Source organism: Streptomyces sp. Je 1-79, assembly GCF_025195125.1.
Taxonomy (GTDB): domain Bacteria; phylum Actinomycetota; class Actinomycetes; order Streptomycetales; family Streptomycetaceae; genus Streptomyces.
The window spans coordinates 63,743-88,095 of sequence record NZ_JAMGSL010000006.1 but is presented as its reverse complement, the minus strand read 5'-3'; the positions used below and the strand labels follow the sequence as shown (position 1 = coordinate 88,095).

The 24,353-nt window shown below is 72.2% G+C and carries 17 protein-coding genes; 13 read left to right on the top strand and 4 right to left on the bottom strand.

Translation table 11 applies throughout. The features are described from left to right. The first annotated feature begins 6 nt into the window (after window positions 1-6). Genes M5362_RS13325 through M5362_RS13305 form a run of 5 tightly spaced genes read left to right on the top strand, consistent with a single transcriptional unit; the run spans window position 7 to window position 5,630 of the window. Window positions 7-1,257 carry a spermidine/putrescine ABC transporter substrate-binding protein gene (locus M5362_RS13325; RefSeq protein ID WP_260227711.1) on the top strand — a complete coding sequence of 417 codons (1,251 nt, stop codon included), beginning with the start codon at window positions 7-9 and terminating at the stop codon, window positions 1,255-1,257. A gap of 43 nt (window positions 1,258-1,300) precedes the next feature. Next, a complete protein-coding gene (locus tag M5362_RS13320) occupies window positions 1,301-2,452 on the top strand; it encodes an ABC transporter ATP-binding protein (protein WP_260227710.1) in 1,152 nt (383 codons plus the stop codon). After that, window positions 2,449-3,381: an ABC transporter permease gene (locus M5362_RS13315; RefSeq protein ID WP_260227709.1), complete on the top strand. Its 933-nt coding sequence runs from the start codon at window positions 2,449-2,451 to the stop codon at window positions 3,379-3,381. The genes M5362_RS13320 and M5362_RS13315 overlap by 4 nt, the downstream gene beginning before the upstream one ends. Continuing rightward, entirely contained in the window at window positions 3,381-4,175 is a 795-nt protein-coding gene (locus M5362_RS13310) for an ABC transporter permease (protein WP_260227708.1), read from the top strand. Before M5362_RS13315 ends, M5362_RS13310 begins: the two co-directional genes overlap by 1 nt. Before the next feature lie 36 nt (window positions 4,176-4,211). Beyond that, window positions 4,212-5,630 (top strand): FAD-binding oxidoreductase, encoded by a 1,419-nt coding sequence (locus M5362_RS13305; RefSeq protein WP_260227707.1) that lies wholly within the window; start codon window positions 4,212-4,214, stop codon window positions 5,628-5,630. Between the two features lie 71 nt (window positions 5,631-5,701). Here the strand turns inward: M5362_RS13305 and M5362_RS13300 are convergent, their stop codons facing one another. After that, window positions 5,702-7,975, bottom strand: coding sequence for an MMPL family transporter (locus M5362_RS13300; RefSeq protein WP_260227706.1), 2,274 nt, complete (start codon window positions 7,973-7,975; stop codon window positions 5,702-5,704). Between the two features lie 282 nt (window positions 7,976-8,257). Here M5362_RS13300 and M5362_RS13295 point away from each other — a divergent pair, with 282 nt between their 5' ends. Both M5362_RS13295 and M5362_RS13290 read left to right on the top strand, forming a co-directional pair. Then, on the top strand, window positions 8,258-8,728 hold the full coding sequence (locus M5362_RS13295; RefSeq protein ID WP_260227705.1) for a bifunctional DNA primase/polymerase: 471 nt from the start codon (window positions 8,258-8,260) through the stop codon (window positions 8,726-8,728). Window positions 8,729-8,795: 67 nt separating this feature from the next. Beyond that, window positions 8,796-10,601 carry a chitinase gene (locus M5362_RS13290; protein WP_260227704.1) on the top strand — a complete coding sequence of 602 codons (1,806 nt, stop codon included), beginning with the start codon at window positions 8,796-8,798 and terminating at the stop codon, window positions 10,599-10,601. Window positions 10,602-10,674: 73 nt separating this feature from the next. Here M5362_RS13290 and M5362_RS13285 read toward each other — a convergent pair whose 3' ends face one another. From M5362_RS13285 to gabT, 3 genes are all read right to left on the bottom strand, one after another. Then, window positions 10,675-11,328 carry a hypothetical protein gene (locus M5362_RS13285; protein WP_260227703.1) on the bottom strand — a complete coding sequence of 218 codons (654 nt, stop codon included), beginning with the start codon at window positions 11,326-11,328 and terminating at the stop codon, window positions 10,675-10,677. Next, entirely contained in the window at window positions 11,282-12,118 is an 837-nt protein-coding gene (locus M5362_RS13280) for a phosphatase PAP2 family protein (RefSeq protein WP_260227702.1), read from the bottom strand. The genes M5362_RS13285 and M5362_RS13280 overlap by 47 nt, the downstream gene beginning before the upstream one ends. 97 nt (window positions 12,119-12,215) lie before the next feature. Continuing rightward, window positions 12,216-13,550, bottom strand: coding sequence for a 4-aminobutyrate--2-oxoglutarate transaminase (gene gabT / locus M5362_RS13275; protein ID WP_260227701.1), 1,335 nt, complete (start codon window positions 13,548-13,550; stop codon window positions 12,216-12,218). Window positions 13,551-13,766: 216 nt separating this feature from the next. On the opposite strand from gabT, the gene M5362_RS13270 reads away from it, so the two are divergent. From M5362_RS13270 to aroA, 6 genes are all read left to right on the top strand, one after another. Then, window positions 13,767-16,151: an ATP/GTP-binding protein gene (locus M5362_RS13270; RefSeq protein WP_260227700.1), complete on the top strand. Its 2,385-nt coding sequence runs from the start codon at window positions 13,767-13,769 to the stop codon at window positions 16,149-16,151. 295 nt (window positions 16,152-16,446) lie between these two features. Continuing rightward, window positions 16,447-18,006, top strand: coding sequence for a PucR family transcriptional regulator (locus M5362_RS13265; protein WP_260227699.1), 1,560 nt, complete (start codon window positions 16,447-16,449; stop codon window positions 18,004-18,006). A 235-nt stretch (window positions 18,007-18,241) separates the two neighbouring features. Further along, on the top strand, window positions 18,242-19,201 hold the full coding sequence (locus M5362_RS13260) for an EamA family transporter (RefSeq protein ID WP_260227698.1): 960 nt from the start codon (window positions 18,242-18,244) through the stop codon (window positions 19,199-19,201). Window positions 19,202-19,338: 137 nt separating this feature from the next. Next, the gene (locus tag M5362_RS13255; protein ID WP_260227697.1) at window positions 19,339-20,784 is read left to right on the top strand and encodes an aldehyde dehydrogenase family protein; all 1,446 of its coding nucleotides are present in this window, start codon (window positions 19,339-19,341) and stop codon (window positions 20,782-20,784) included. Between the two features lie 176 nt (window positions 20,785-20,960). Then, the gene (locus M5362_RS13250; RefSeq protein WP_260227696.1) at window positions 20,961-22,886 is read left to right on the top strand and encodes an acyl-CoA dehydrogenase family protein; all 1,926 of its coding nucleotides are present in this window, start codon (window positions 20,961-20,963) and stop codon (window positions 22,884-22,886) included. A gap of 214 nt (window positions 22,887-23,100) precedes the next feature. Next, complete coding sequence (gene aroA / locus M5362_RS13245) at window positions 23,101-24,336, top strand: 3-phosphoshikimate 1-carboxyvinyltransferase (protein WP_260227695.1); 1,236 nt, start codon at window positions 23,101-23,103, stop codon at window positions 24,334-24,336. The last annotated feature ends 17 nt before the right edge of the window (window positions 24,337-24,353 follow it).

Here is a 24,353-nt window from a genome sequence, read left to right as displayed (position 1 = left end):
CAGCGCATGGAGCAGTACGAGCCCGACAGCCTGTCCGCCGCACAACTCGCGGCGATGCGACGCAGTCTGACGAGCGGCCGGGGCGCCCTCACCCGCCGTTCGATGCTGCGCGCCGGTGGCGTCGGCGCGCTCACGGTCGGCGGCCTCGCGACCCTGAGCGCCTGTGGGATCCCGCCGGCCAAGCGGGAGGGGCAGGGCGGCCCCGCGTCCTCGGACTTCTCGGCCAAGGAGAAGCAACTCGGCTTCTCCAACTGGACCGAGTACATGGACGTCAGCGAGGACGAGAAGTCCCGCCCGACCCTGGAGGCGTTCACCAGGCGCACCGGGATCAAGGTCAAGTACACCGAGGACATCAACGACAACGTCGAGTTCTTCGGCAAGATCAAGCCGCAGCTCGCGGCCGGCCAGGACACCGGCCGCGACCTGATCTGCGTCACCGACTGGCTCGCCGCCCGCATCATCCGGCTCGGCTGGGCGCAGAAGCTCGACCCGACGAACCTCCCCAACGCCTACGCGAACCTCTCCGCGCAGTTTCGCCGCCCCGACTGGGACCCGGGCCGTGCCTACTCGTACCCGTGGACCGGCATCTCCACCGTGATCGCCTACAACTCCAAGGCGACCGGCGGCAAGAAGGTCGACTCGGTCACCCAGCTCCTGGACGACCCGTCCCTCAAGGGCCGGGTCGGCTTCCTCACCGAGATGCGCGACTCGGTCGGCATGACCCTGCTCGACATGGGCAAGGACCCGGGGAAGTTCACCGACGCCGAGTACGACGCGGCGATCGGCCGGCTCCAGAAGGGCGTCGACAAGAAGCAGATCCGGCGCTTCACGGGCAACGACTACACCAGCGACCTCGACAAGGGCGACCTGGCGGCCTGCCTCGCCTGGGCCGGTGACATCATCCAGCTCCAGGCCGACAACCCGGACATCAAGTTCGCGATACCGTCCGCCGGTTACATCACCTCCAGCGACAACCTGCTGGTCCCGGCCCAGGCGCGCCACAAGGCCAACGCCGAGAAGCTCATCGACTACTACTACGAGCTCCCTGTCGCCGCCCAGCTGGCCGCGTACATCAACTACGTCTGCCCGGTCGACGGGGTGAAGGACGAACTCGCCAGGATCGACCCCGAGCTGGCGAGCAACACGCTGATCCTGCCGGACAAGGCCATGGCCGCGAAGTCGCGCGCCTTCCGCTCCCTGACCGGCGAGGAAGAGACGGCGTACGAGGAGAAGTTCGCCAAGCTCATCGGTGCCTGAGTAATCGCCGTCCACCTCTTACGAACCCCTGGGATCGCAACCCATGACTGACAAGAACACCGGCGGCGACGTCCGTCTCACCGGCATCAGCAAGACGTACGGCTCCTTCACCGCCGTCCACCCGCTCGACCTGACCGTCCCGCAGGGCTCGTTCTTCGCCCTCCTCGGCGCCTCCGGCTGCGGCAAGACGACCACGCTGCGGATGATCGCCGGCCTGGAGGACCCCACCACCGGCTCGGTCTTCCTCGGCGACACCGACGTCACCGCCCTCCCGCCGTACAAGCGGCCGGTCAACACCGTCTTCCAGTCCTACGCGCTCTTCCCGCACATGGACATCACCGAGAACATCGCCTTCGGTCTGCGCCGGCGCGGCATCAAGTCGGTGAAGAAGCAGGTCGACGACATGCTGGAGCTGGTCCAGCTCGGCGACAAGGCCCGCCACAAGCCGCACCAGCTCTCCGGCGGCCAGCAGCAGCGCGTCGCCGTGGCCCGCGCGCTCATCAACCACCCGCGGGTGCTGCTCCTCGACGAGCCGCTCGGCGCCCTCGACCTCAAGCTGCGCCGCCAGATGCAGCTGGAGCTCAAGCGGATCCAGACCGAGGTCGGCATCACCTTCGTCCACGTCACCCACGACCAGGAGGAGGCCATGACCATGGCCGACCAGGTCGCGGTGATGAACGGCGGCCGGGTCGAGCAGCTCGGCGCCCCCGCCGACCTGTACGAGAACCCGCGGACCACGTTCGTCGCGAACTTCCTCGGCACCTCGAACCTCATCGAGGCCGAGGTCGCCGAGACCGGCGGCTCCGACCTGGTCGTCACGGCCGGCGGCGGCAAGCTCCGGGTGCCCGCGGACCGCTGTACGGCGACCGTACGCACCGGCGGCAAGGTCCTCGTGGGCGTGCGCCCCGAGAAGATATCCCTGGCCCACGCCGACGACGCCGGGAAGATCGCCGAGGGCCGCAACAAGGTCACCGGACGGATCGTCGACTCCTCCTTCATCGGCGTCTCCACGCAGTACGTGGTGAACAGCCCGGCGGGCGCGGAGCTCCAGGTGTACGAGCAGAACATCGAGCGGGACGCGCGCCTCCTCCCCGGCGCCGAGGTCGTCCTGCACTGGAACCCGGCGCACACGTTCGGGCTCGACGCGGACCAGGACATCGACGCGGGCGTGGAGACGGTGGAGGACGCCGGATGAGCACTTCCACCCTGACGAAGGAGGAAGCGGCGCCGGTCGAGGAACCGGTGACGCGCAAGCCCTCCACCCGCAAGCGGCTCGTCCCCTACTGGCTGCTGCTGCCCGGCATCGTCTGGCTGCTCGTCTTCTTCGCGCTGCCGATGGTCTACCAGGCCTCGACCTCCGTGCAGACCGGCTCCCTGGAGCAGGGCTTCGAGGTCACCTGGCACTTCCGGACCTACTGGGACGCCTTCCAGGAGTACTGGCCGCAGTTCGTCCGCTCCCTGCTGTACGCCGGGACCGCCACGCTCCTGTGCCTGCTCCTCGGCTACCCGCTGGCGTACATGATCGCCTTCAAGGCCGGCCGCTGGCGCAACCTCGTCCTCGTCCTCGTCATCGCGCCCTTCTTCACCAGCTTCCTCATCCGGACGCTGGCGTGGAAGACGATCCTCGCGGACGACAGCGTCGTGGTCGACGCGCTGAACGCCCTGCACGTCCTGGACGTGACCAGCTGGCTCGGGTGGACCGAGGGCGACCGCGTCCTCGCCACCCCGATGGCGGTCGTCTGCGGTCTGACGTACAACTTCCTGCCGTTCATGATCCTGCCGCTCTACACCTCGCTGGAGCGGATCGACGGCCGGCTGCACGAGGCGGCGAAGGACCTGTACGCCTCCCCGGCCACCACCTTCCGCAAGGTGACGTTCCCGCTCTCGATGCCGGGCGTGGTCTCGGGCACGCTGCTCACCTTCATCCCGGCGAGCGGCGACTACGTCAACGCGGAGCTGCTCGGCTCGACCGACACCAAGATGGTCGGCAACGTCATCCAGTCGCAGTTCCTGCGCGTGCTCGACTACCCGACGGCCGCCGCGCTGTCCTTCATCCTCATGGCGATCGTGCTCCTCATGGTCACCGTCTACATCCGCCGAGCGGGAACGGAGGACCTGGTCTGATGCGTTGGATCCGCCGGAACCTCGTCGTCGTCGCGGGCCTGCTGACGCTCGCGTACATGATCCTGCCGAACATCGTCGTCATGGTGTTCTCGTTCAACAAGCCGAACGGGCGGTTCAACTACGCCTGGCAGCGCTTCTCCCTGGACGCCTGGAAGGACCCCTGCGGCGTCGCCGACATGTGCGAGTCGCTCTCGCTCTCGCTCCAGCTCGCCACCTGGGCCACCCTGGGCGCCGTCGCCCTCGGCACGATGATCGCCTTCGCGCTCGTCCGCTACCGCTTCCGGGCGCGCGGCGCGATCAACTCGCTCATCTTCCTGCCGATGGCGATGCCCGAGGTCGTCATGGCCGCCTCGCTGCTCACGCTCTTCCTCAACATGGGGATCGAGCTGGGCTTCTGGACGGTCCTGATCGCCCACATCATGTTCTGTCTGTCGTTCGTGGTGACGGCGGTGAAGGCGCGCGTCATGTCCATGGACCCGCGTCTGGAGGAGGCCGCACGCGACCTCTACGCCGGACCGGTGCAGACCTTCGTACGGGTCACGCTGCCGATCGCCGCCCCCGGAATCGCCGCCGGAGCGCTGCTCGCCTTCGCGCTCTCGTTCGACGACTTCATCATCACCAACTTCAACGCCGGCTCGACCGTCACCTTCCCCATGTTCGTCTGGGGCTCGGCGCAGCGCGGCACGCCCGTCCAGATCAACGTCATCGGCACGGCCATGTTCATCATTGCCGTACTGGTGGTGGTAGCCGGACAGATCATCACCAACCGGCGCAAGAAATCAGCGACAAGCTGAGTACATCCTGAGCAACACCTGAAGGAGTTGGAACCCATGGCCCCAGTCGCCATGCGTCTCGCTGCACAATCTCTCTCCGACGCCCAGCCCGTCCCCTTCTGGCTGGAAGATCCCGGCAAGCCCGGAGCCCTGCCCGCCCTCACCCGGACCGAGAAGTGCGATCTCCTCGTCGTCGGCGGCGGCTACAGCGGACTGTGGACCGCGCTCCTCGCCAAGGAGCGCGACCCCTCCAGGGACGTCGTACTGATCGAAGGCCGCGAGGTGGGCTGGGCCGCCTCGGGCCGCAACGGAGGCTTCTGTGCCGCCTCCCTCACGCACGGCTTCGGCAACGGACTCGCCCGCTGGCCGGGCGAGCTGCCGAAGCTGGAGGAGCTCGGCGAGCGCAACCTCGACTCCATCGAGGCGGCCGTCGCCCGCTACTCCCTCGACTGCGACTTCGAGCGGACCGGCGAGATCGACGTCGCCACCGAGCCGCACCAGGTCGAGGAACTGCACGAGGTGTACGCGGAGATCGAGCGGCTCGGTCTCGCCGACGGGCTCGAACTCCTCGACGGCGACGCGGTCCGCGCGGAGGTCGACTCCCCGACCTTCCTCGGCGGCCTGTGGGACCGCCGCGGGGTCGCCATGCTCAACCCCGCCAAGCTGGCCTGGGGCCTCAAGCGCGCCTGCCAGGACCTGGGCGTACGGATCTACGAGAACACCCCCGGCCTCGATCTCGTCTCCGTCGGCGCGGGCATGGGCGTACGCACCCCGTACGGCAGGGTCCTCGCCCGCCGGGTCGCCCTCGGCACCAACGTCTTCCCCTCGCTGGTCAAGCGGGTCCGGGCCTACACCGTCCCGGTCTACGACTACGCGCTGATGACCGAGCCGCTCTCGCCCGAGCAGCTCGCCGCCGTCGGCTGGAAGAACCGCCAGGGGCTGGGCGACAGCGCCAACCAGTTCCACTACTTCCGGATCACGGCCGACAACCGGATCCTGTGGGGCGGCTACGACGCGATCTACCGCTTCGGCGGCAAGGTCAGCGCCGAGATGGACCACCGTCCGGAGACGTATCTGAAGCTCGCCGAGCACTTCTTCCGCTGCTTCCCGCAGCTGGAGGGGCTCCGCTTCAGCCACGCCTGGGGCGGCGCCATCGACACCTGCTCGCGCTTCTCCGCCTTCTTCGGTACGGCGTACCAGGGCAAGGTCGCGTACGCGGCGGGCTTCACCGGCCTCGGTGTCGGCGCCACCCGCTTCGGCGGCGACGTGATGCTCGACCTGCTGGCGGGGGAGCGCACCGAGCGGACGGAGCTGGAGATGGTGCGCTCCAAGCCGCTGCCCTTCCCGCCCGAGCCGATCGCCTGGGCCGGCATCGGCATCACCAAGTGGTCGCTGGCGCGCGCCGACGAGCACGGCGGCCGCCGCAACCTGTGGCTGAAGGCCATGGACCGGCTGGGCCTGGGCTTCGACAGCTAGGGCGTGTTTCGAAAGTAGCGTCGTCCGCCCGAAGGGCGGGGCCCGGGCCGGCGGCGCGTCCGGCGGCGGGGTCACGGAGCCTTCCGTGGCCCCGCCGCGCCGTTCCCGCCGGCCTGCGCCAGTTCGCCCTCGCCCTCCGTGTCGACGTGCGGCAGGATCCTGTCCAGCCAGCGCGGGGTCCACCAGGCCCACTTCCCGAGCAGGGTCATCACCGCGGGCACCAGCAGCAGCCGCGCGACCGTCGCGTCGATGAGGACGCTCGCGGCCAGGCCGAGCCCCATCATCTTCACCACGATGCTGTCGTTGAGGATGAAGGCCGCGAAGACGCTCACCATGATGAGCGCCGCGCAGGTGATGACACGGGCCGTGATCTCCAGGGCGTGCGCCACGCTCGCCTTCGCGTCGCCGGTGCGCAGCCACGCCTCGTGGACCCGGGACAGCAGGAAGATCTCGTAGTCCATGGACAGGCCGAAGACGATGGCGAACATCATCATCGGCACGTAGCTCTCGATGGGCACGTCGCCGGAGACACCGAGCGACGGGCCGCCCCAGCCCCACTGGAAGACGGCGACGACGACGCCGTACGAGGCGGCGATGGAGAGCAGGTTGAGCACCGCCGCCTTGAGGGCGACGAGCGGGCCGCGGAAGACGACCAGGATGACGAGGAACGCCAGCGCGACGACCACGGCGATGATCAGCAGCAGCCGGCTGGAGACGATGTCGAGGAAGTCCACCTGGGCGGCGGTGGTTCCGGTGACGTACGTACTGGCTGTGGTGCCGCTGACCGCCTGCGGCAGGACGTCGTCGGACAGGTGGTTGGTCAGGGTGGTCGTCCTCTCGTCCTGCGGGGCGGCGACCGAGTAGGCCGTGGCGAGCAGGACGTCGCCGTCCGAGGTCGGCGTGAGCGGGGTGATCAGGAGGGCGTCGGGGACGCCTGTGAGGGCCTTCTGGGCCTGGCTCGCCAGGGCGGAGCGGTCGGACGCCGGGACCGAGGTCTGGTCGACGACCAGCGTCAGCGGCCCGTTGGAACCGGGCCCGAAGGCCGAGGACATCAGGTCGAACGCGCGCCGGTCGGTGAAGGACTTCGGGTCCGCGCCGTCGCCGATGTGCCCGAGCTGGATGGAGAACAGGGGGATCGCGAGCACGACCAGGACGACGACGCCCGAGGTCAGGAACCACCAGGGGCGGCGCTCCACCCGCAGGGCGTAGCGGTGCCAGGTGCCGTGCGCCTCGCCGGTCGCCTCGTCGGTCTCGGCGACCGGGGTGCGCAGATGCAGCCGGTCGATGTGGCGGCCGACGAGCCCCAGCATCGCCGGGACGAGCGTGAGGGCTCCGGCGACGGCCGTGACCACGGTGGAGGTCGCGGCCAGGCCGAGCAGTCCGATGAAGCTCAGTCCGGAGACCCACAGCCCGCCGAGGGCGATGATGACGGTGCAGCCCGAGACGAGGACGGCCCGTCCGCTGGTCGCGGTGGCGATCCCGGCCGCCGTGACCGGGTCCTGGCCGTTCATCAGCAGCTGCCGGTGCCGGGTGATCAGGAAGAGCGCGTAGTCGATGCCGACGCCGATGCCGATCATCGTGGCAAGGGTGGGGGAGACGGTCGCGAACGTCCACACCGCGGCGAGGAGGCCGAGGATCGAGAGGCCGCAGAGGGCTGCCACCAGGGCGGTGACCAGAGGCAGGACGGCGGCGATCAGGCTGCCGAAGCCGATGATCAGCACGACGATCGCGACGCCGAACCCGATCGCCTCGCTCGTCCGGTCGTTCGCCTCGGGCCGGGCCAGTTCGCCCAGGGAACCGCCGTACTCGACCTGGACCCCGGCGGAGCGCAGGGGTGCCACGGCGCTGTCGACTCCGGTCAGGTAGGCGTCGCCGAGGGTGCTGGGCTGGACGCCGAAGCGGACGGTGATGTACCCGGTCTTCCCGTCGCTGGACAGCGGGCCGACGTTGGGGGTGCCCGGTGGAGGGGAGGGCGGCTGCGTGCCGGGCGCGGGCAGCGGGCTCGTGGCGTTCAGGACGTGCGGAAGCTTCTCCAGCGCGTCCACGGCGGACGAGATCTGGTCGCCGACGTCGGTGAGCGGCTTCGCGCCGTCGTACAGCACCACCTGGGCGCTGTAGCCGCCGGCGGCGGGCTCGTGCGCACGCAGTACGTCGAGCCCCTCCTGGGACTGGGTGCCGGGCAGCGAGTAGTTGTCGGAGTACTCGCCGCCGTACGCGTGGTTCAGCGCCACCAGGGCGCCCAGGGCCACGACCCAGGCGACCAGCACGACGACGAAGTGGCGGGCCGACCACTCGCCCATCCGCCGCAGCAGCCCCTTCTTGCCCGGCGACGTGGGGTTCGGCATGGGAGCTCCCGGGGCGAGTGCGGCGCGCGTACGAAGGGTCATACGAACACGCGGCGGCGGGCGGGCAAGGGAGGCCGCCGACCCGGTCGGCCGCCGTCCACCCGATCGGGCGCGCCGGACGGGTGTCACTGCGCCGGGTGCACGCCCCTGACGCACCCCACTTGCTCGCGATGTGACCCAGTTCACTGCCGACTCGTGGGCCGAACCCGCGTAATGATCGTCACCCACTCGGCTCTCTGCCTGTGGACAACGTGTCCGCACACGGAAGGGAGGCCGTTGGTCATGACGGGTTCGGGGGCGGCCAGGACCGCGGTGGAGTGGCTGACGTCGGTGGCACCGGATCCCGACGCCTGCCGGTGGGAGTGGGAGCGCAATCCGCTCGGCGTCGCGCTGCTGCCCGCCGGGAAGCGGTGGGACGTGCTGATCCTCCCGGGGGAGCTCGGGTATCCGACGCTCGATGTACTGAGCCGGCTGGTGGACCGGCCGGGTCCGGTCCTCGCCGACTTCGGGGAGGCGCGCATGGGCTTCTTCGTGCCGCCGGGCACCGCCTCGCGCTGGCTCGGCACGGGGGTGCGCAGCGCGGGGCGCGGCACCTGGATCGTCGTCCCCTACCCGGGCCGGGCGGCCGGGGTAGTGCGCTGGCTGGTGACCCCCGACGGCAGCGGCACCCTCAACGACGCCTCGCTGCTCGAACTGGCGATGCACGAGGCGGCGGGGCAGCTGGCGCGCGGCGAAGGGGAGCAGAGGTCTTGACCACTTGATTGGTCTGGACCATGCTGTGGCGCGCTCCACCTCGATTCCCCCACCCCCGGAGGCAGTTGTGGACCGCACCAGACCTCTCACGCTTCTGCTGGCGGGCGTGCTCGCCACCGGCGGACTCGTCTCCCTCACACCCACGGCCCAGGCCGCCGACTCCGAACTGGCGCGCAACGGCGGCTTCGAATCCGGCCTCGACGGCTGGAGTTGTACGGCGGGCAGCGGAGCCGTCGTCTCCTCACCCGTGCACGGCGGTACGAAGGCGCTGCGGGCGACCCCGGTCGGCAACGACCAGGCCAGGTGCTCCCAGACCGTCACCGTGAAGCCGAACTCGGCCTACACGCTCAGCGGTTGGGTGCGCGGCAGCTACGTCTACCTCGGCGCGTCCGGCACCGGCACCAGTGACGTCTCGACCTGGACCCAGTCCGCCCCCGACTGGCAGAAGCTCACCACCGGCTTCACGACCGGCGCCTCGACGACCTCCGTGACCCTCTACACCCACGGCTGGTACGGCACCGGCGCCTACCTGGCCGACGACCTCTCCCTCGTCGGCCCGGGCGGTGACCCCGTTCAGATACCGGCCGTCCCCACCGGTCTCACCGCGGGCTCCCCGACCTCCACGTCCATACCGCTGACCTGGCCCGCGGTCTCCGGAGCCACCTCCTACAAGGTCTACCGCGGCGGAACCCTGTCGGGGACGGTCACCGGCACCTCGTACACCGCGACCGGCCTCGCGCCCTCCACCTCGTACACGTTCCAGGTCGCGGCCGTGAACAGCGCGGGCGAGTCGGCGAAGTCCACGGCGGTCACGGCGACCACGACGTCCGGCGGCGGCGGAAACCCGGGCGGGGACCTCCCCGCCCACGCCCTCGTCGGCTACCTCCACGCCAGCTTCGCCAACGGCTCCGGCTACACCCGGATGGCCGACGTCCCCGACTCCTGGGACGTCGTCAACCTCGCCTTCGGCGAGCCGACCTCGGTGACCTCCGGCGACATCCGCTTCTCCCTCTGCCCGGCCACCGAGTGCCCGAACGTGGAGTCCGTCGCCGAGTTCAAGGCGGCGATCAAGGCCAAGCAGGCCGCCGGCAAGAAGGTCCTGATCTCCATCGGCGGCCAGAACGGCCAGGTCCAGCTCTCCACCACGGCCGCACGCGACACCTTCGTCTCCTCCGTCTCGAAGATCATCGACGAGTACGGCCTCGACGGCCTCGACATCGACTTCGAGGGCCACTCCCTGTCGCTCCAGACCGGCGACACCGACTTCCGCAACCCCACCAGCCCCGTCATCGTCAACCTGATCTCGGCGGTCAAGTCCCTGAAGGCCAGGTACGGTTCCGACTTCGTCCTGACGATGGCCCCGGAGACCTTCTTCGTCCAGCTCGGCTACCAGTTCTACGGCTCCGGTCAGTGGGGCGGCCAGGACCCGCGCGCCGGTGCCTACCTCCCGGTCATCCACGCCCTGCGCGACGACCTCACCCTGCTCCACGTCCAGGACTACAACTCCGGCCCGATCATGGGGCTCGACAACCAGTACCACTCCATGGGCGGCGCGGACTTCCACATCGCCATGACCGACATGCTCCTCACCGGCTTCCCGGTCGCGGGCAGCACCGACCGCGTCTTCCCGGCGCTCCGCCCGGAGCAGGTCGCCATCGGCCTCCCCGCCTCCACCCAGGCGGGCAACGGCCACACGACGCCGTCCGAGGTGAACAAGGCCCTGGACTGCCTGACGAGGAAGGCGAACTGCGGCTCGTACCAGACCCACGGCACCTGGCCCACGCTGCGCGGCCTGATGACGTGGTCGATCAACTGGGACCGCTTCAACGCCTGGGAGTTCAGCCGGAACTTCGACGCGTACACCTGGAGCTGATGCCCCGCCCCACGCCGGACGGCCGGTCCGGAGCCGCCATGCGCTCCGGCCCGGCCGTCCGTGGGACGGACGATCAGCCCGCCGCAGCCGTACGGGGCGCCAGACCCGCGCGGTGCAGGGCCCGGGTCATGGCAGGGAGGTCCGGGGCCGACCCGTCGGCGGGGGCGACGAGGGACTCCAGCAGCTCCTGCGTCAGACGCCGGTCCTCGGCGTGCTCCAGCAGGGCCGCGGCGGAGCTCCCGCCGTCGCGGCGGACATGCTCGTCCAGCAGGCGCAGGGCCTCGGCGCGGACCACGAAGCGGCTCATCCCGCAGTCGAGCCCGTCGTCACCCAGGTCGTCGGGGTACGGGGCGCGGGCCCAGGCGCCGTTCTCATACCAGTACACGCAGCCCAGTTCGTCGCCTTCGAGGCGGTCGCGCAGCTCCTCGTGGGGCAGCCAGTCCGGGGCCCCCGCCAGCATGTCGACCGGCGGCCGGTGCCACTTGACGCCGCTCGACTCGTCCTCGCCGAAGAGCACGTACCGGCCGTCGGCAACGCGCGAGAACGTCCACCAGGTGCAGCCGCAGTCGTCGAGGTGGAGCCCCTCCTCGTCGATCCAGGTGCCGGTGCGGTAGCGCGCGCTCTCCGCCGCGGTGGTCGCCTCCACCACGGCGACCAGGGCCCAGCGCGCCCACAGCACCTCAGGGGCCGGCAGGTCCCCCGGCAGTCCCGGCCTTTGCATCGTCATCTCTGCTCTCCGGATCGTCGGTCACGGACGTCCGGCGACCGTACCGTTCGGCGAGGACGGGCCAGCGGAGCAGGGGGACACAGAGGGCCACCGAGGCCAGGACGTCCAGGGGCCAGTGGAAGCCGCGCAGGATCAGGCCCGCTGCCGTCGCCGCCGTCAGGACGGCGGCCAGGGGGATCAGTCGACGGGAGACCAGGAAGGCCGCCCCGAAGTACGCCACCATCGCCGTCGCCGTGTGTCCCGAGGGGTAGTAGCCCGCCGCCCACGGCTCCAGCGGGCCCGGGCGGGCCGTCCACTCCTTCAGAGGGACGACCAGCAGCGGTACGAGAGCCATGGCGAGGCCCGCGGCGAGGGCCTGGGAACGCCGGCCGCGCCACACCGCGTACGCCATCGCGCAGCCGAGGACCGGGAGGGCGACCGGCATGTTGCCGAGGTCGGCGCCGAGTTCGGAGAGCCCGCGGGGGACGCTGTCGACGAGGGAGCGCGAGAGGCGCTCGTCGAGGCGGGCGAGCGGGCCCGCCACGACGACCTGCCAGGTGATGACAGCGAACAGCACGACCGCCGAGAAGACAGCCGGACGCCCCGGAACAGGGGGGGTGGTTCCGGGGCGTCCGAGGTGACCGGGCTGCCGCGCGCCCCGGGGGGTGTGGGGCGGGCGGCCATCCGATCGGTGAGGAGTTCCGGAGCGCGAGGCTCCAGTGGTGTGCGCCAGGGCGCGGGCAGGGCGAGGCTGGGGAGGCTCCGCCCTGTTGTCGCTCGCGGTGCTCTGCGAGCGGGGTGTTTCTCTCATCTGCAGAAACCGTACGGCAGAGAGAAGGGGACCGACAGCCGGATTCCCATCCCGCCATCGGCCCCCCACACTCTCTTCACACGCCGCGTCCCAGGGGTCAGATCTGCCCGAACGCGTTCTCGATGATGTCGAGTCCTTCGTTCAGGAGATCGTCACCGATGACCAGCGGCGGGAGGAAGCGGAGCACGTTTCCGTAGGTGCCACAGGTCAGGACCAGCAGGCCCTCGGCGTGGCAGGCCTTCGCGAGCGCGCCCGCGGCCTCCGGGTTCGGCTCCTTGGTCGCGCGGTCCTTGACCAGCTCGATGGCGATCATGGCGCCGCGGCCGCGGATGTCGCCGATGGCGTCGTGCTTCTCGGCCATCGCCGACAGGCGGGTCTTCATGACGGACTCGATGTGCTTCGCCCTGGCGTTGAGGTCGAGCTCCTTCATGGTCTCGATGGAGCCGAGCGCGCCGGCGCAGGCCACCGGGTTGCCGCCGTAGGTGCCGCCCAGGCCGCCGCCGTGCACGGAGTCCATGATCTCGGCGCGGCCGGTGACGGCGGCGAGCGGCAGGCCGCCCGCGATGCCCTTGGCGGTCGTGATCAGGTCGGGGACGATGCCCTCGTCCTCGCAGGCGAACCACTGGCCGGTGCGGCAGAAGCCGGACTGGATCTCGTCGGCGACGAAGACGATGCCGTTGTCGTTGGCGAACTTCACGAGCGCCGGCAGGAAGCCCTTGGCCGGCTCGATGAAGCCGCCCTCGCCGAGGACCGGCTCGATGATGATCGCGGCGACGTTCTCGGCGCCGATCTGCTTGGAGATCTGGTCGATCGCCTGGGCGGCGGCCTCGGGGCCGCAGTTCTCGGCACCGGTGGGCCAGCGGTAGCCGTAGGCGACCGGCACGCGGTAGACCTCGGGCGCGAACGGGCCGAAGCCCTGCTTGTACGGCATGTTCTTCGCCGTCAGCGCCATCGTGAGGTTGGTGCGGCCGTGGTAGCCGTGGTCGAAGACGACGACGGCCTGGCGCTTGGTGTACGAACGGGCGATCTTGACCGCGTTCTCGACCGCCTCGGCGCCCGAGTTGAAGAGCGCGGACTTCTTGGCGTGGTCGCCCGGGGTCAGCTCGGACAGCGCCTCGCAGACCTCGACGTAGCCCTCGTACGGCGTGACCATGAAACAGGTGTGCGTGAAGTCGGCCAGCTGCGCGGCGGCGCGGCGGACGACGGCCTCGGCGGAGGCGCCGACGGAGGTCACGGCGATGCCGGAGCCGAAGTCGATCAGGCGGTTGCCGTCGACGTCCTCGATGATGCCGCCGCCGGCCTTCGCGGTGAAGACGGGCAGCACGGAGCCCACGCCGCCGGCCACGGCGTCGAGGCGGCGGGCCTGCAGCTCCTGCGACTTCGGACCGGGGATGGCGGTGACGACGCGCCGCTCCTGCGGGACAGCGTTCATGCGAGGCTCCTGGGGTGTTCTGGACGCTCTTGTGGGTTTCTTCCGCAGGCTAGGCGCGGGGGAGGGGCGCGGGCATGCGCCGATCGGGAGTGTTGGGGGGTATCTCGTTGTCCGGTGTGGACATGGCGGTGGGGAAACCGCTCCGTGCCGGGCCGTGCCCACTAGATTGACGGTGGCACAGATGCGGCGACCTGGCTGGTCAGGGGGCAGGGGTTCATGGAGACCGAAGGCACGTACGAGTCACGCGACACCCGAGGCGGCGCGGTCCCCCGCCCAGCGGGGCCGCCCATGCCGGCGGGGGGACCGGACAGGGGACCTGAGACGCAGCCGGGCGTGCCGGCCGTGCCGCACATCGAGCAGGCCGCGCCCCAGGGCCGTCCGCCCGCCGCCCCCTCCGTACCGCCGCCCCCGTCCCACGCGCCCACCCGCATCGGGGTCGCCGAATGGCTCCGCATCCCCAGGCCCGCCGCCGCGCCGGGCGTCTGGCGGCTCGGCCACCGCGAGCGGCCCGAGCAGGAGCCGGACCTCGTGCCCGGCCGCCAGCTGATCACCGGAGCCTTCGTCGCGTACCTCTGCGGCTGGCTCCTCTGGTCGCTGCTCTGGAACGGCTATCTGGAGGGGTGGTGGATCTTCGTCGACGACTGGTGGCTGCTGCCGATGCTGTGGCTCGTCCCCGCCGAGTGGCGGACCCCCGCGAGCCCCGACTTCGAGATGTACGTCGGAGCGACGTACCTCTGGTACGCCGTCCTCCTGAGCCTCTTCGCCGTCGGTTTCGGCCGCGTCGGCAACTGGCGGGACGTCTGGCATCGCTACGGCGTGCCCGTCTGGCCCCTCTTCGTGCTCCTGCCGGGCGTCTGGCGCGAGATGCCCCGCACGGTCACCTGGCTCACCTGGGTCTCCAACCTCTACTACGTCCTCCTGATCGCCGCCCTCGTGGCGGCCGTCGGGCGGGCCGGCGCCTGGCCCCCCGTACGGCGGCGCCTGGGAACCGGCGGCCCCACCGCCGCCGCGCCGCCGCCCCCGGCCGACCCGGCCGCCGACCCCGCCGCGTGGCCCGAGCTGCGGGACGCCGGGCTGCCCGAGGCCGCCGCCCAGCTCGCCGAGGCCACCCGGCAAGGCGTGCTCGGGGATGTCGACTACGCCCGGATCCGCCGTGCCTGGCAGGGCGTACGGACCCGGCCCGAGCGGCTCGCCGCCTTCACCGACGCCGTGCGCACCCGTGGCGCCGCCGCCTGTGGCCACCCCTCCGGCCTGCGCGACCTGCCCGTCCGCGTCGCCACCCACGACCTCGCCACCGACCAGGTCCTCATCGGCACCGCAGCCGACCACCCGCGCAACCCCTACGCCCGCCGCACCACCGGCGTCGCCCTGGAGCCCGGTGTGCTCGGGACATCCCTGCTCGCCGTCGGGCCCGCCGGGGCCGGGAAGACCGTGCGGCTCGTGCGGCCCGTCGTCGAGGCGCTCTGTCTGCAGGCGCTCGCCAATCGCGCCGCCGTCGTCGCCGTCACCTCCCACGGCGCCGCCCTCGGCCCCGACGAGGGCTTCGACGTCGTCGTCTCCGTCGGGCGGGCCGAGTCCACCCACGACCTCGACCTGTACGGCGGCGCCGACGACCCCGACGAAGCCGCCCGCATCCTCGCCGAGGCCCTCGTCGGGGACCTCGTCGCCGACAGCCGCCGGGCCGCCACCGCGCTCGCCCAGCTGATCGGTCCGTTCCTCGCCGCGTACGGCCGCTTCCCGGGCGTGCCCGAGCTGCGCGAGCTGCTCGGCGGGGCGCCCGAGGCGCTCGCCGCGCTGCGCGAGGCCGTCGCGGGCGACGCCGCCCAGCTGCGCGAGCTCGACGCCCGGCAGCGCCAGGCCGAGCGCGGCGACGAGGTCGGCGTCCTCCTCGCCGAGCGCATCGCCTTCCTCGACAGGCCCGCCTTCGCCCGCTTCTTCCGCACCGGGGGATCCGACGGCACGAAGCCGCAGTTCTCCCTCCGCGCCGTCGAGCACCCGCTCCGCGTCCGCGTCGACCTGCCCGAACGCGGCCACGCCGAAGCCTCCCGGATCGTCTCCCGGCTGCTGCTCGCCCAGTTCGCCGAGGCCGCCCTCGCCCGTCGCGACCGCTCCCTCTTCGCCTGCCTGGTCCTCGACGACGCCACGTACACCGTCACCGGCGAATCCGTACGGGCCGTCCAGCGTCTGCGCTCCGCCAACGCGGGCGTCGTCCTCGCCCTGCGCAGCCTGGAGGACGTGCCCGACGCGCTGCGCGGTCCGCTGCTCGGGGCGGTCGGGTGCCGGATGGCGTTCGCCGGGATCGCGCCATGGGACGGCGGACGGTTCGCCGAGACCTGGGGCACCGAATGGGTGCAGACCCGGGACGTCACCAACCGGCAGATCATCTCCGACGAGCCCCTCACCAAGGCCCTGCACTTCATGCGCCGCCTCGTGACCGGCAAGGCGACGACGGCTGAGGCCGTGACCGTACGGGAGGTGGAGCGCGAGCGCTGGTCGGCCTCCGACCTCGCCCACGCCGTCCCCGCCGGACACGCCGTGCTGTCCCTGACCCATGTGCGGGGCGAGCACACACCGCCCCTGCTGGTGGATCTGCGGAGCTGAGGCGGGGCCAGGGCCGGAGCCGGGCCGAGCTCGGGCGGGCTGGGGCCGGGACGGAGCCGGAGCCGGAGCCGGGGTCGAGCCGAGGGCCGCGCCGGGGCCGTGCCTTGGCCGGGCTCGGGCCGATCTGGGGCGGCCCCGCCGGGACGGGGCCGGGGCCGGGCCGGCCGCCGCGCCCCGTGCGACCCGCTCCGGCCACGCCGCGGCCGAGCCGGAGCGGGCACCGGCACGCCCTGGCACAATCGAGGGCGCCGCTCGGCTGAGCGGCGCCCCCTCCCCAAAGGTCCGACGGTCTCCAATGCCGCCCACCCTCGCCTCACTCGTCCAGCACTCGGCGCTCAAGCTCACCGTCCGCGCGGGTGAGGACCGCCTCGACACCCCCGTCCGCTGGGCCCACGTCAGCGAGCTCGCCGACCCCGTCCCCTACATGGAGGGTGGCGAGCTGCTGCTCACCACCGCGCTCACCCTGGACGCCGAGGACCCCGAGGCGATGCGCCGCTACGTGCGGCGGCTGCTCGGCGCGGGCGTGGTCGGTCTCGGCTTCGCCGTCGGCGTCAACTACGAGAGCATCCCGCCGGCCCTCCTCGAAGCCGCGGGGGCCGAGGGGCTGCCGCTCCTCGAAGTACCCCGGCGCACACCGTTCCTGGCCATCAGCAAGGCGGTGTCCGCGGCCATCTCGGCCGACCAGTACCGCGCGGTCACGGCCGGCTTCGAGGCCCAGCGGGAGATGACCCGGGCCGCCCTCGCCGAGGGGCCGGACGCGGTGGTGGCGCGGCTCGCCGCCCATGTGGACGGCTGGGCGGCGCTGTACGACACCTCCGGCAGCGTCCTCGCCGCCTCCCCCGAGTGGGCGGCGCGCCGGGCCGCCCGGCTGACACCCGACGTCGAACGGCTCCGGGAGCGGCCCGCGCCCGCGAGTGCGGTCGTCGGCGGTACGGAGGACCGGGTCGAGCTCCAGTCCCTGGGCACCGGCCGGCGGGTCAGGGGAGCCCTCGCCGTCGGCACGGGCGCGCCGCTCGGGACGGCGGAGCGGTACGCCGTGCACTCCGCGATCGCCCTGCTCACGCTGACCACCGAGCGCTCGCGCTCGCTCCAGGCGGCCGAGGACCGGCTCGGCGCGGCGGTGCTGCGGATGATGCTGTCCGGCCAGCCCGACCACGCCCGGGCGGTGGCGGGTGACCTGTACGGCGGGCTCCTCGACGCGCCGTTCCGGCTGCTGATCGCCGAGACGGTGGCGGGGGAGCGGGAGGGCGAGCAGCCGCTGCCGGCGCTGGCCGAGGAGCTGGACTCGGCCGCCGCCCGCGCGGGCGAGACGGTCCTGACCGTCCCCGAGGGCGAGGAACGGCTCCTGGTCCTGGCGGGGGACGGCGGCGCGGTCGTCACGGCCTGCGAGGCGTACACCGAACGGGACGCGGAGGAGGCCGGTGTCGTCGTGGGGCTCTCCGCCCCGGCGGGGCCGATCGCGGCGGCGGCCGCGTACAAGCAGGCCGAGCAGGCCCTGTCGGTGGCGCGGCGGCGCGGCCGGGCGCTGGTCGAGCACGAGGACCTGGCGGCCGGCTCCGTACTGCCGCTGCTGGCCGACGACGCGGTCCGCGCCTTCGCCGACGGCATGCTCCGGGCGCTGTACGAGCACGACGCCACGGGCCGGGGCGACCTGGTCGCCTCGCTGCGGGCCTGGCTCTCCCGGCACGGCCAGTGGGACGCGGCGGCGGCGGACCTGGGGGTCCACCGCCACACCCTGCGGTACCGGATGCGGCGCGTGGAGGAGATCCTGGGCCGCTCCCTGGACGACCCGGACGTCCGTATGGAGCTGTGGCTGGCCCTCAAGGCGACGGGCGCAGACACGAACGAGCGGTAGCCCTCGCCGACCCGTCCCGCACGCCCCTCGCGCCCGACCCGTCCGGCACGCCCCCCGGGGCGCCCGCGCGCCCCCGGGCGCCCGCCCGTCCCGCGCGCCCCCCGCGCCCGGCCGTCTCGCACGATCCCTGGCCCTCACCCCATCCAGCCCGATCCGTCGCCCCAAGGCGTCATTTCTGCCCGATCGCGGGCAGAATCATTGATCATCCGGCCCCGCACTCCTTACTCTCCTGGGCATGACAAGCCCTGCGGCCGATCCCGCCTCCGAGCAACGCACCTCCCGTCCCGGCGTCCCCGGGCGGGCGTCCCGCCGTATCTCCGGCGCCGTCTGGCTCGCGCTCGGGATCGTGTACGTCGTCTGGGGGTCCACCTACCTCGGGATCCGGATCGTCGTCGAGACGATGCCGCCGTTCCTCTCCGCGGGTATGCGGTACGTCGTCGCCGGACTGCTGCTCGCCGCGGTCATCGCCTGGCGCCAGGGCCCCGCCGCGCTGAAGGTGTCCCCGCGCCGGCTCGGCTCCGCCGTCGTGGTCGGCCTGCTGCTCCTCGTCGGCGGGAACGCGCTCGTCGTCCTGGCCGAGACCGCCATCCCCTCCGGCCTCGCCGCGCTGCTCGTCGCGAGCGTGCCCGCCTGGGTCGTCCTCCTGCGCGCCTGCGCCGGAGAGCGCCCCGGCCGCGGCGCCTTCGCGGGAGTGGCCCTCGGTCTCGTCGGGCTCGGCGTCCTCACCCTCCCCGGCCTCAGCGGCGAGGTCAGGATCGGCGGCGTCGTCCTCGTCGTCGTCGCCGCGCTCCTGTGGTCGATCGGCTCGTTCTCCTCCGGCCGGCTCCCGATGCCCGCCAACCCCTTCACCGCCAGTGCGTACGAGATGCTCGCCGGCGGCCTCGGGGGCCTCGGCGTCGCGCTGGTCCGCGGCGAGCACCAGGGCTTCACGTTCGCCGAGGTGTCCACCCGCTCGTGGATCGCCCTCGTCTACCTCGTCGTCTTCGGCTCGCTGATCGCCTTCACCGCGTACGCCTGGCTCCTCCAGACGGCCCCGCTCTCGCTCGTCGCCACCTACGCGTACGTCAACCCGGTCGTCGCGGTCCTGCTCGGCGCGCTCGTCCTCGGCGAGGCCCTGACCTGGCCCATCGCGGTCGGCGGCGCGATCGTCGTCGGCGGGGTGTGGCTCATCGTCTCCACCGAGCGCAGAGGCTGACCGGGTCTCGTTCCGCCAAAGCGGACAGCGTCCCACCCCCACCACTCCACACCGGACAAACGACCGAGGGTCTTCTCGGCCCTACCGTGTCAGGAGAGCGATCGCTCGCACCCCGATACGGAAAGGGCCGGGACGCAATGACGACCACCCACGCCTTCTGGCTCGCCGGCCGCGAGGCCACCGGCGAGGCCACCTTCGACGTCACGAACTCCTTCGACGGACGTCTCGTCGGCAAGGTGAGCGTTCCCACCGAGGCCCAGGTCGAGGAGGCCGTCGCCGCCGCGCACGCCGTCGTCGACGAGTTCGCCGCGACCCCGGCGCACGTCCGCGCCGCCGCCCTCGACCACGTATCGAAGCGTCTCGCCGAGCGCACCGAGGAGATCGCCCAGGTGATCTCCGCCGAGAACGGCAAGCCCGTCAAGTGGGCCCGCGGCGAGGTCGGCCGCGCCGTCTCCGTGTTCCGCTTCGCCGCCGAGGAAGCCCGCCGCTTCAACGGCGGCGAGGCCCAGCGTCTCGACACCGAGGCCGGGGGCGTCGGCCGCCTGGCGATCACCCGCCGGATCCCCAAGGGCGTCGTCCTCGGCATCGCGCCGTTCAACTTCCCGCTGAACCTCAGCGCCCACAAGGTCGCCCCGGCCATCGCCGTCGGCGCCCCGATCATCCTCAAGCCGGCCCCGTCCACCCCCATCTCCTCCCTGATCCTGGGCGAGCTGCTGGCCGAGACCGACCTGCCGGCCGGCTCCTGGTCCGTCCTGACCGTGCCGAACGACCGGATGCCGGCCCTCGTCCAGGACGAGCGCCTCCCGGTCATCTCCTTCACCGGCTCCGACACGGTGGGCTTCGCGATCCAGGAGTCCGTGCCGCACAAGCACTGCACCCTGGAGCTCGGCGGCAACGCCGCCGCCGTCGTCCTCGGCGACTGGGCGTCCGAGCAGGACCTGGACTGGGCGGCGAGCCGTATCGCCACCTTCTCCAACTACCAGGGCGGCCAGTCCTGCATCTCCGTGCAGCGGGTGATCGCCGACGCCTCCGTCTACGACCGGCTCGTCCCGAAGGTCGTCGCCGCCGTCGAGGCACAGGTCACCGGTGACCCGGCGGACGACGCCACCGACGTCGGCCCGCTCGTCGACGAGAAGGCCGCCAAGCGCGTCGAGACCTGGGTGGACGAGGCCGTCGCGGCCGGCGCGAAGCTGCTCGCGGGCGGCAAGCGCGAGGGCGCGACCTACGCCCCGACCGTCCTGACCGACCTCCCGGCGGACGTCACCCTGGCCCGTGCCGAGGTCTTCGGCCCGGTCCTGACCATCGCCAAGGTCGACGGCGAGGCCGAGGCCTTCGCCGCCGTCAACGACTCGGACTTCGGCCTCCAGGCCGGCGTCTTCACCCACGACCTGCAGACCGCCTTCCGCGCCCACCGCGCGCTGGAGGTCGGCGGCGTGATCATCGGCGACGTCCCGTCCTACCGCGCCGACCAGATGCCGTACGGCGGCGCCAAGAAGTCCGGCGTCGGCCGCGAAGGCGTCAAGTACGCGATGGACGACTACACCTACGAGCGCGTCCTGGTCCTCACGGGCCTCGCCCTGTAAGGCGCGGTCAGCCATCCGTACGAACGCGTACGGACCCGGAGACCGGCGGCCGGAGCCCACTGTGCGGGGGCTCCGGCCGTCTTCTCGTGTTCCCTCGTCTTTCGGGGCGCCGTGAAATCGGGTACTACGGACGAGTAGCCACAAGGCACCCCGACGAGCGGCGAGGTGAGCTCCTCATGTCCGCACCCACCCAGCGGCCCAAGGTCACCGAACGCGAGGCCCGGCAGGTCGCCGAGGCAGCGCGCGAGCAGGACTGGCGCAGACCCAGCTTCGCCAAGGAGCTGTTCCTCGGCCGTTTCCGGCTGGACCTCATCCATCCCCATCCGCTCCCGTCCGAGGAGGACGTGCGGCGCGGCGAGGCCTTCCTCGCCAAGCTCCGCGCCTTCTGCGAGACGCGGATCGACGGCCGGCTGATCGAACGCGAGGCCCGGATCCCCGACGAGGTCGTCACCGGCCTCAAGGAGCTCGGCGCCTTCGGGATGAAGATCGACACCAAGTACGGGGGCCTCGGCCTCACCCAGGTGTACTACAACCGGGCCCTCGCCCTCGTCGGCTCCGCGAGCCCCGCGATCGGCGCGCTGCTCTCGGCGCACCAGTCCATCGGCGTACCGCAGCCCCTGAAGATCTTCGGCACGCAGGAACAGCGCGACACCTATCTGCCGCGCCTCGCCCGCACCGACATCTCCGCCTTCCTCCTCACCGAGCCGGACGTGGGCTCCGACCCGGCGCGGCTCGCCACCACCGCCGTACCGGACGGCGACGACACCTACGTCATCGACGGCGTCAAGCTCTGGACGACCAACGGCGTCGTCGCCGACCTGCTCGTCGTCATGGCGCGGGTACCGAAGTCCGAGGGCCATCGCGGCGGCATCACCGCGTTCGTCGTCGAGGCCGACTCGCCCGGCATCACCGTCGAGCACCGCAACGCCTTCATGGGCCTGCGCGGACTCGAGAACGGCCTCACCCGCTTCCACGGCGTCCGGGTGCCCGCGGCCAACCGCATCGGCCCCGAGGGCGCCGGCCTCAAGATCGCCCTCACCACCCTGAACACCGGACGGCTCTCCCTCCCCGCGATGTGCGTCGGCGCGGGGAAGTGGGCGCTGAAGATCGCCCGCGAGTGGTCGGCCGTACGGGAGCAGTGGGGCAAGCCGGTCGCCCTGCACGAGGCCGTCGGCACGAAGATCTCCTTCATCGCGGCGACCACGTTCGCCCTGGAGGCGGTCGTCGACCTCTCCTCCCAGATGGCCGACGAGGACCGCAACGACATCCGGATCGAGGCGGCCCTCGCCAAGCTCTACGGCTCCGAGATGGGCTGCCTCATCGCCGACGAACTGGTCCAGATCCGCGGCGGACGCGGCTACGAGACGGCCGACTCGCTGGCGGCACGCGGGGAGCGGGCCGTCCCGGCCGAACAGCTCCTGCGCGACCTGCGGATCAACCGGATCTTCGAGGGCTCGACCGAGATCATGCACCTGCTGATCGCCCGCGAGGCGGTCGACGCCCACCTCGCCGTGGCCGGCGACATCATCGATCCGGAGAAGTCCCTGGGCGACAAGGCGAAGGCGGGGGCGCGGGCCGGCGGCTTCTACGCCCGCTGGCTGCCGAAGCTGGTCGCGGGCCCGGGGCAACTCCCGAACGCGTACGCGGAGTTCGGCGCGCTCGCGACCCATCTGCGGTACGTGGAGCGGACGTCCAGGAAGCTGGCCCGCTCGACGTTCTACGCGATGTCGCGGTGGCAGGGCCGGATGGAGCTCAAGCAGGCGTTCCTCGGGCGGATCGTGGACATCGGCGCGGAGCTCTTCGCGATGAGCGCGGCGTGCGTGCGGGCCGAACTGATGCGGTCCACGGGAGACCACGGGCGGGAGGCGCACGCGCTGGCGGACGCGTTCTGCCGGCAGTCCCGGCTGCGGGTGGAGGAGCTCTTCGGCCGCCTCTGGGCCAACACGGACGACGTGGACCGGCGGGTGGTCGACGGGGTCCTGGCGGGCCGCTTCGACTGGCTGGAGGCGGGCGTCGTCGACCCGAGCGACGACGGCCCCTGGATCGCCGACGCGACACCGGGCCCGTCGGCCCAGGAGAACGTCCACCGCACGATCCCCTGACGACTGTCGTGGGCCCACCCGTCCCGCCGGGCGGTGCCCGCCCCGACCGCTCCCGGCGTGGGCAACCGTCCCGCCGGGGCGGCGGGGGCCCGCGCTCCTTCCGGGGCCCACCGCCCGACGGATCAGATGCCCACGACCTCGGCGGAGGCCCCGTACCCGTCCACGGTGCGGACGCCCACCGCCGGGCGCCCCGAGCCCACGGCACCATGGCCCCGTGACCGTCATCGACATTCCCGGCTCCAAGTCCGTCACCGCCCGCGCGCTCTTCCTCGCCGCCGCCGCGGACGGGACCAGCACCCTCCTGCGGCCCCTCCTCTCCGACGACACCGAGGGCTTCGCCGCAGGGCTGGGGGCCCTCGGCCACCAGGTACGGCAGGAGCCGGGCGCCTGGCACATCGAGGGGCGGCCCGCCGGGCCCGCCGTCGACACCGCCGACGTCTACTGCCGCGACGGCGCCACCACCGCACGCTTCCTCCCCACCCTCGCCGCCGCCGGCCACGGCACCTTCCGCTTCGACGCCTCCCCGCAGATGCGCCGCCGCCCCCTCGGCCCCCTCACCACCGCCCTGCGCACCCTCGGCGTCGACCTCCGCCACGAGGAGAACGAGGGCCACCACCCCCTCACCGTCCACGCCGCCGGCATCAAGGGCGGCGCTCTCACCCTCGACGCGGGCCAGTCCTCCCAGTACCTGACCGCGCTCCTCATGCTCGGCCCGCTCACCGCCGAGGGCCTCACCATCACCGTCACCGACCTGGTCTCGGAGCCGTACGTCGAGATCACCCTCGCGATGATGCGGGCCTTCGGGGCCCAGGTCACCCAGGAGGGCCGCACGTACACCGTCGCCCCCACCGGGTACAGGCCCACGCGCTACGCCGTCGAGCCCGACGCCTCCACCTCCTCGTACTTCTTCGCCGCCGCCGCGCTCGAACCCGGCCGCTCCGTCACCGTCCCCGGCCTCGGCAGCGGCGCCCTCCAGGGCGACCTCGGCTTCGTCGACGTCCTGCGGAGGATGGGCGCGGACGTCGAGATCACCGACACCGCCACCACCGTCCGCGGCACGGGAACCCTGCGCGGCCTCACCGTCAACATGCGTGACATCTCCGACACCATGCCGACCCTCGCCGCCCTCGCACCCTTCGCCGACGGACCCGTCCGCATCGAGGACGTCGCCAACACCCGCGTCAAGGAGTGCGACCGCCTCGACGCCTGCGCCGAGAACCTGCTCCGCCTCGGCATCACCGTCGCCACCGGCCCCGACTGGATCGAGATCCGGCCCGGCACCCCGGCCGGCCCCGTCGAGATCGCCACCCACGGCGACCACCGGATCGTCATGTCGTTCGCCGTCACCGCCCTGCGCACCCCCGGCATCACCTTCGACGACCCCGGCTGCGTACGGAAGACGTTCCCCGACTTCCACCACGTCTTCGGAGCGTTCAGCCGCACCCCGTGAAGGGCGCGCGGTCTTTG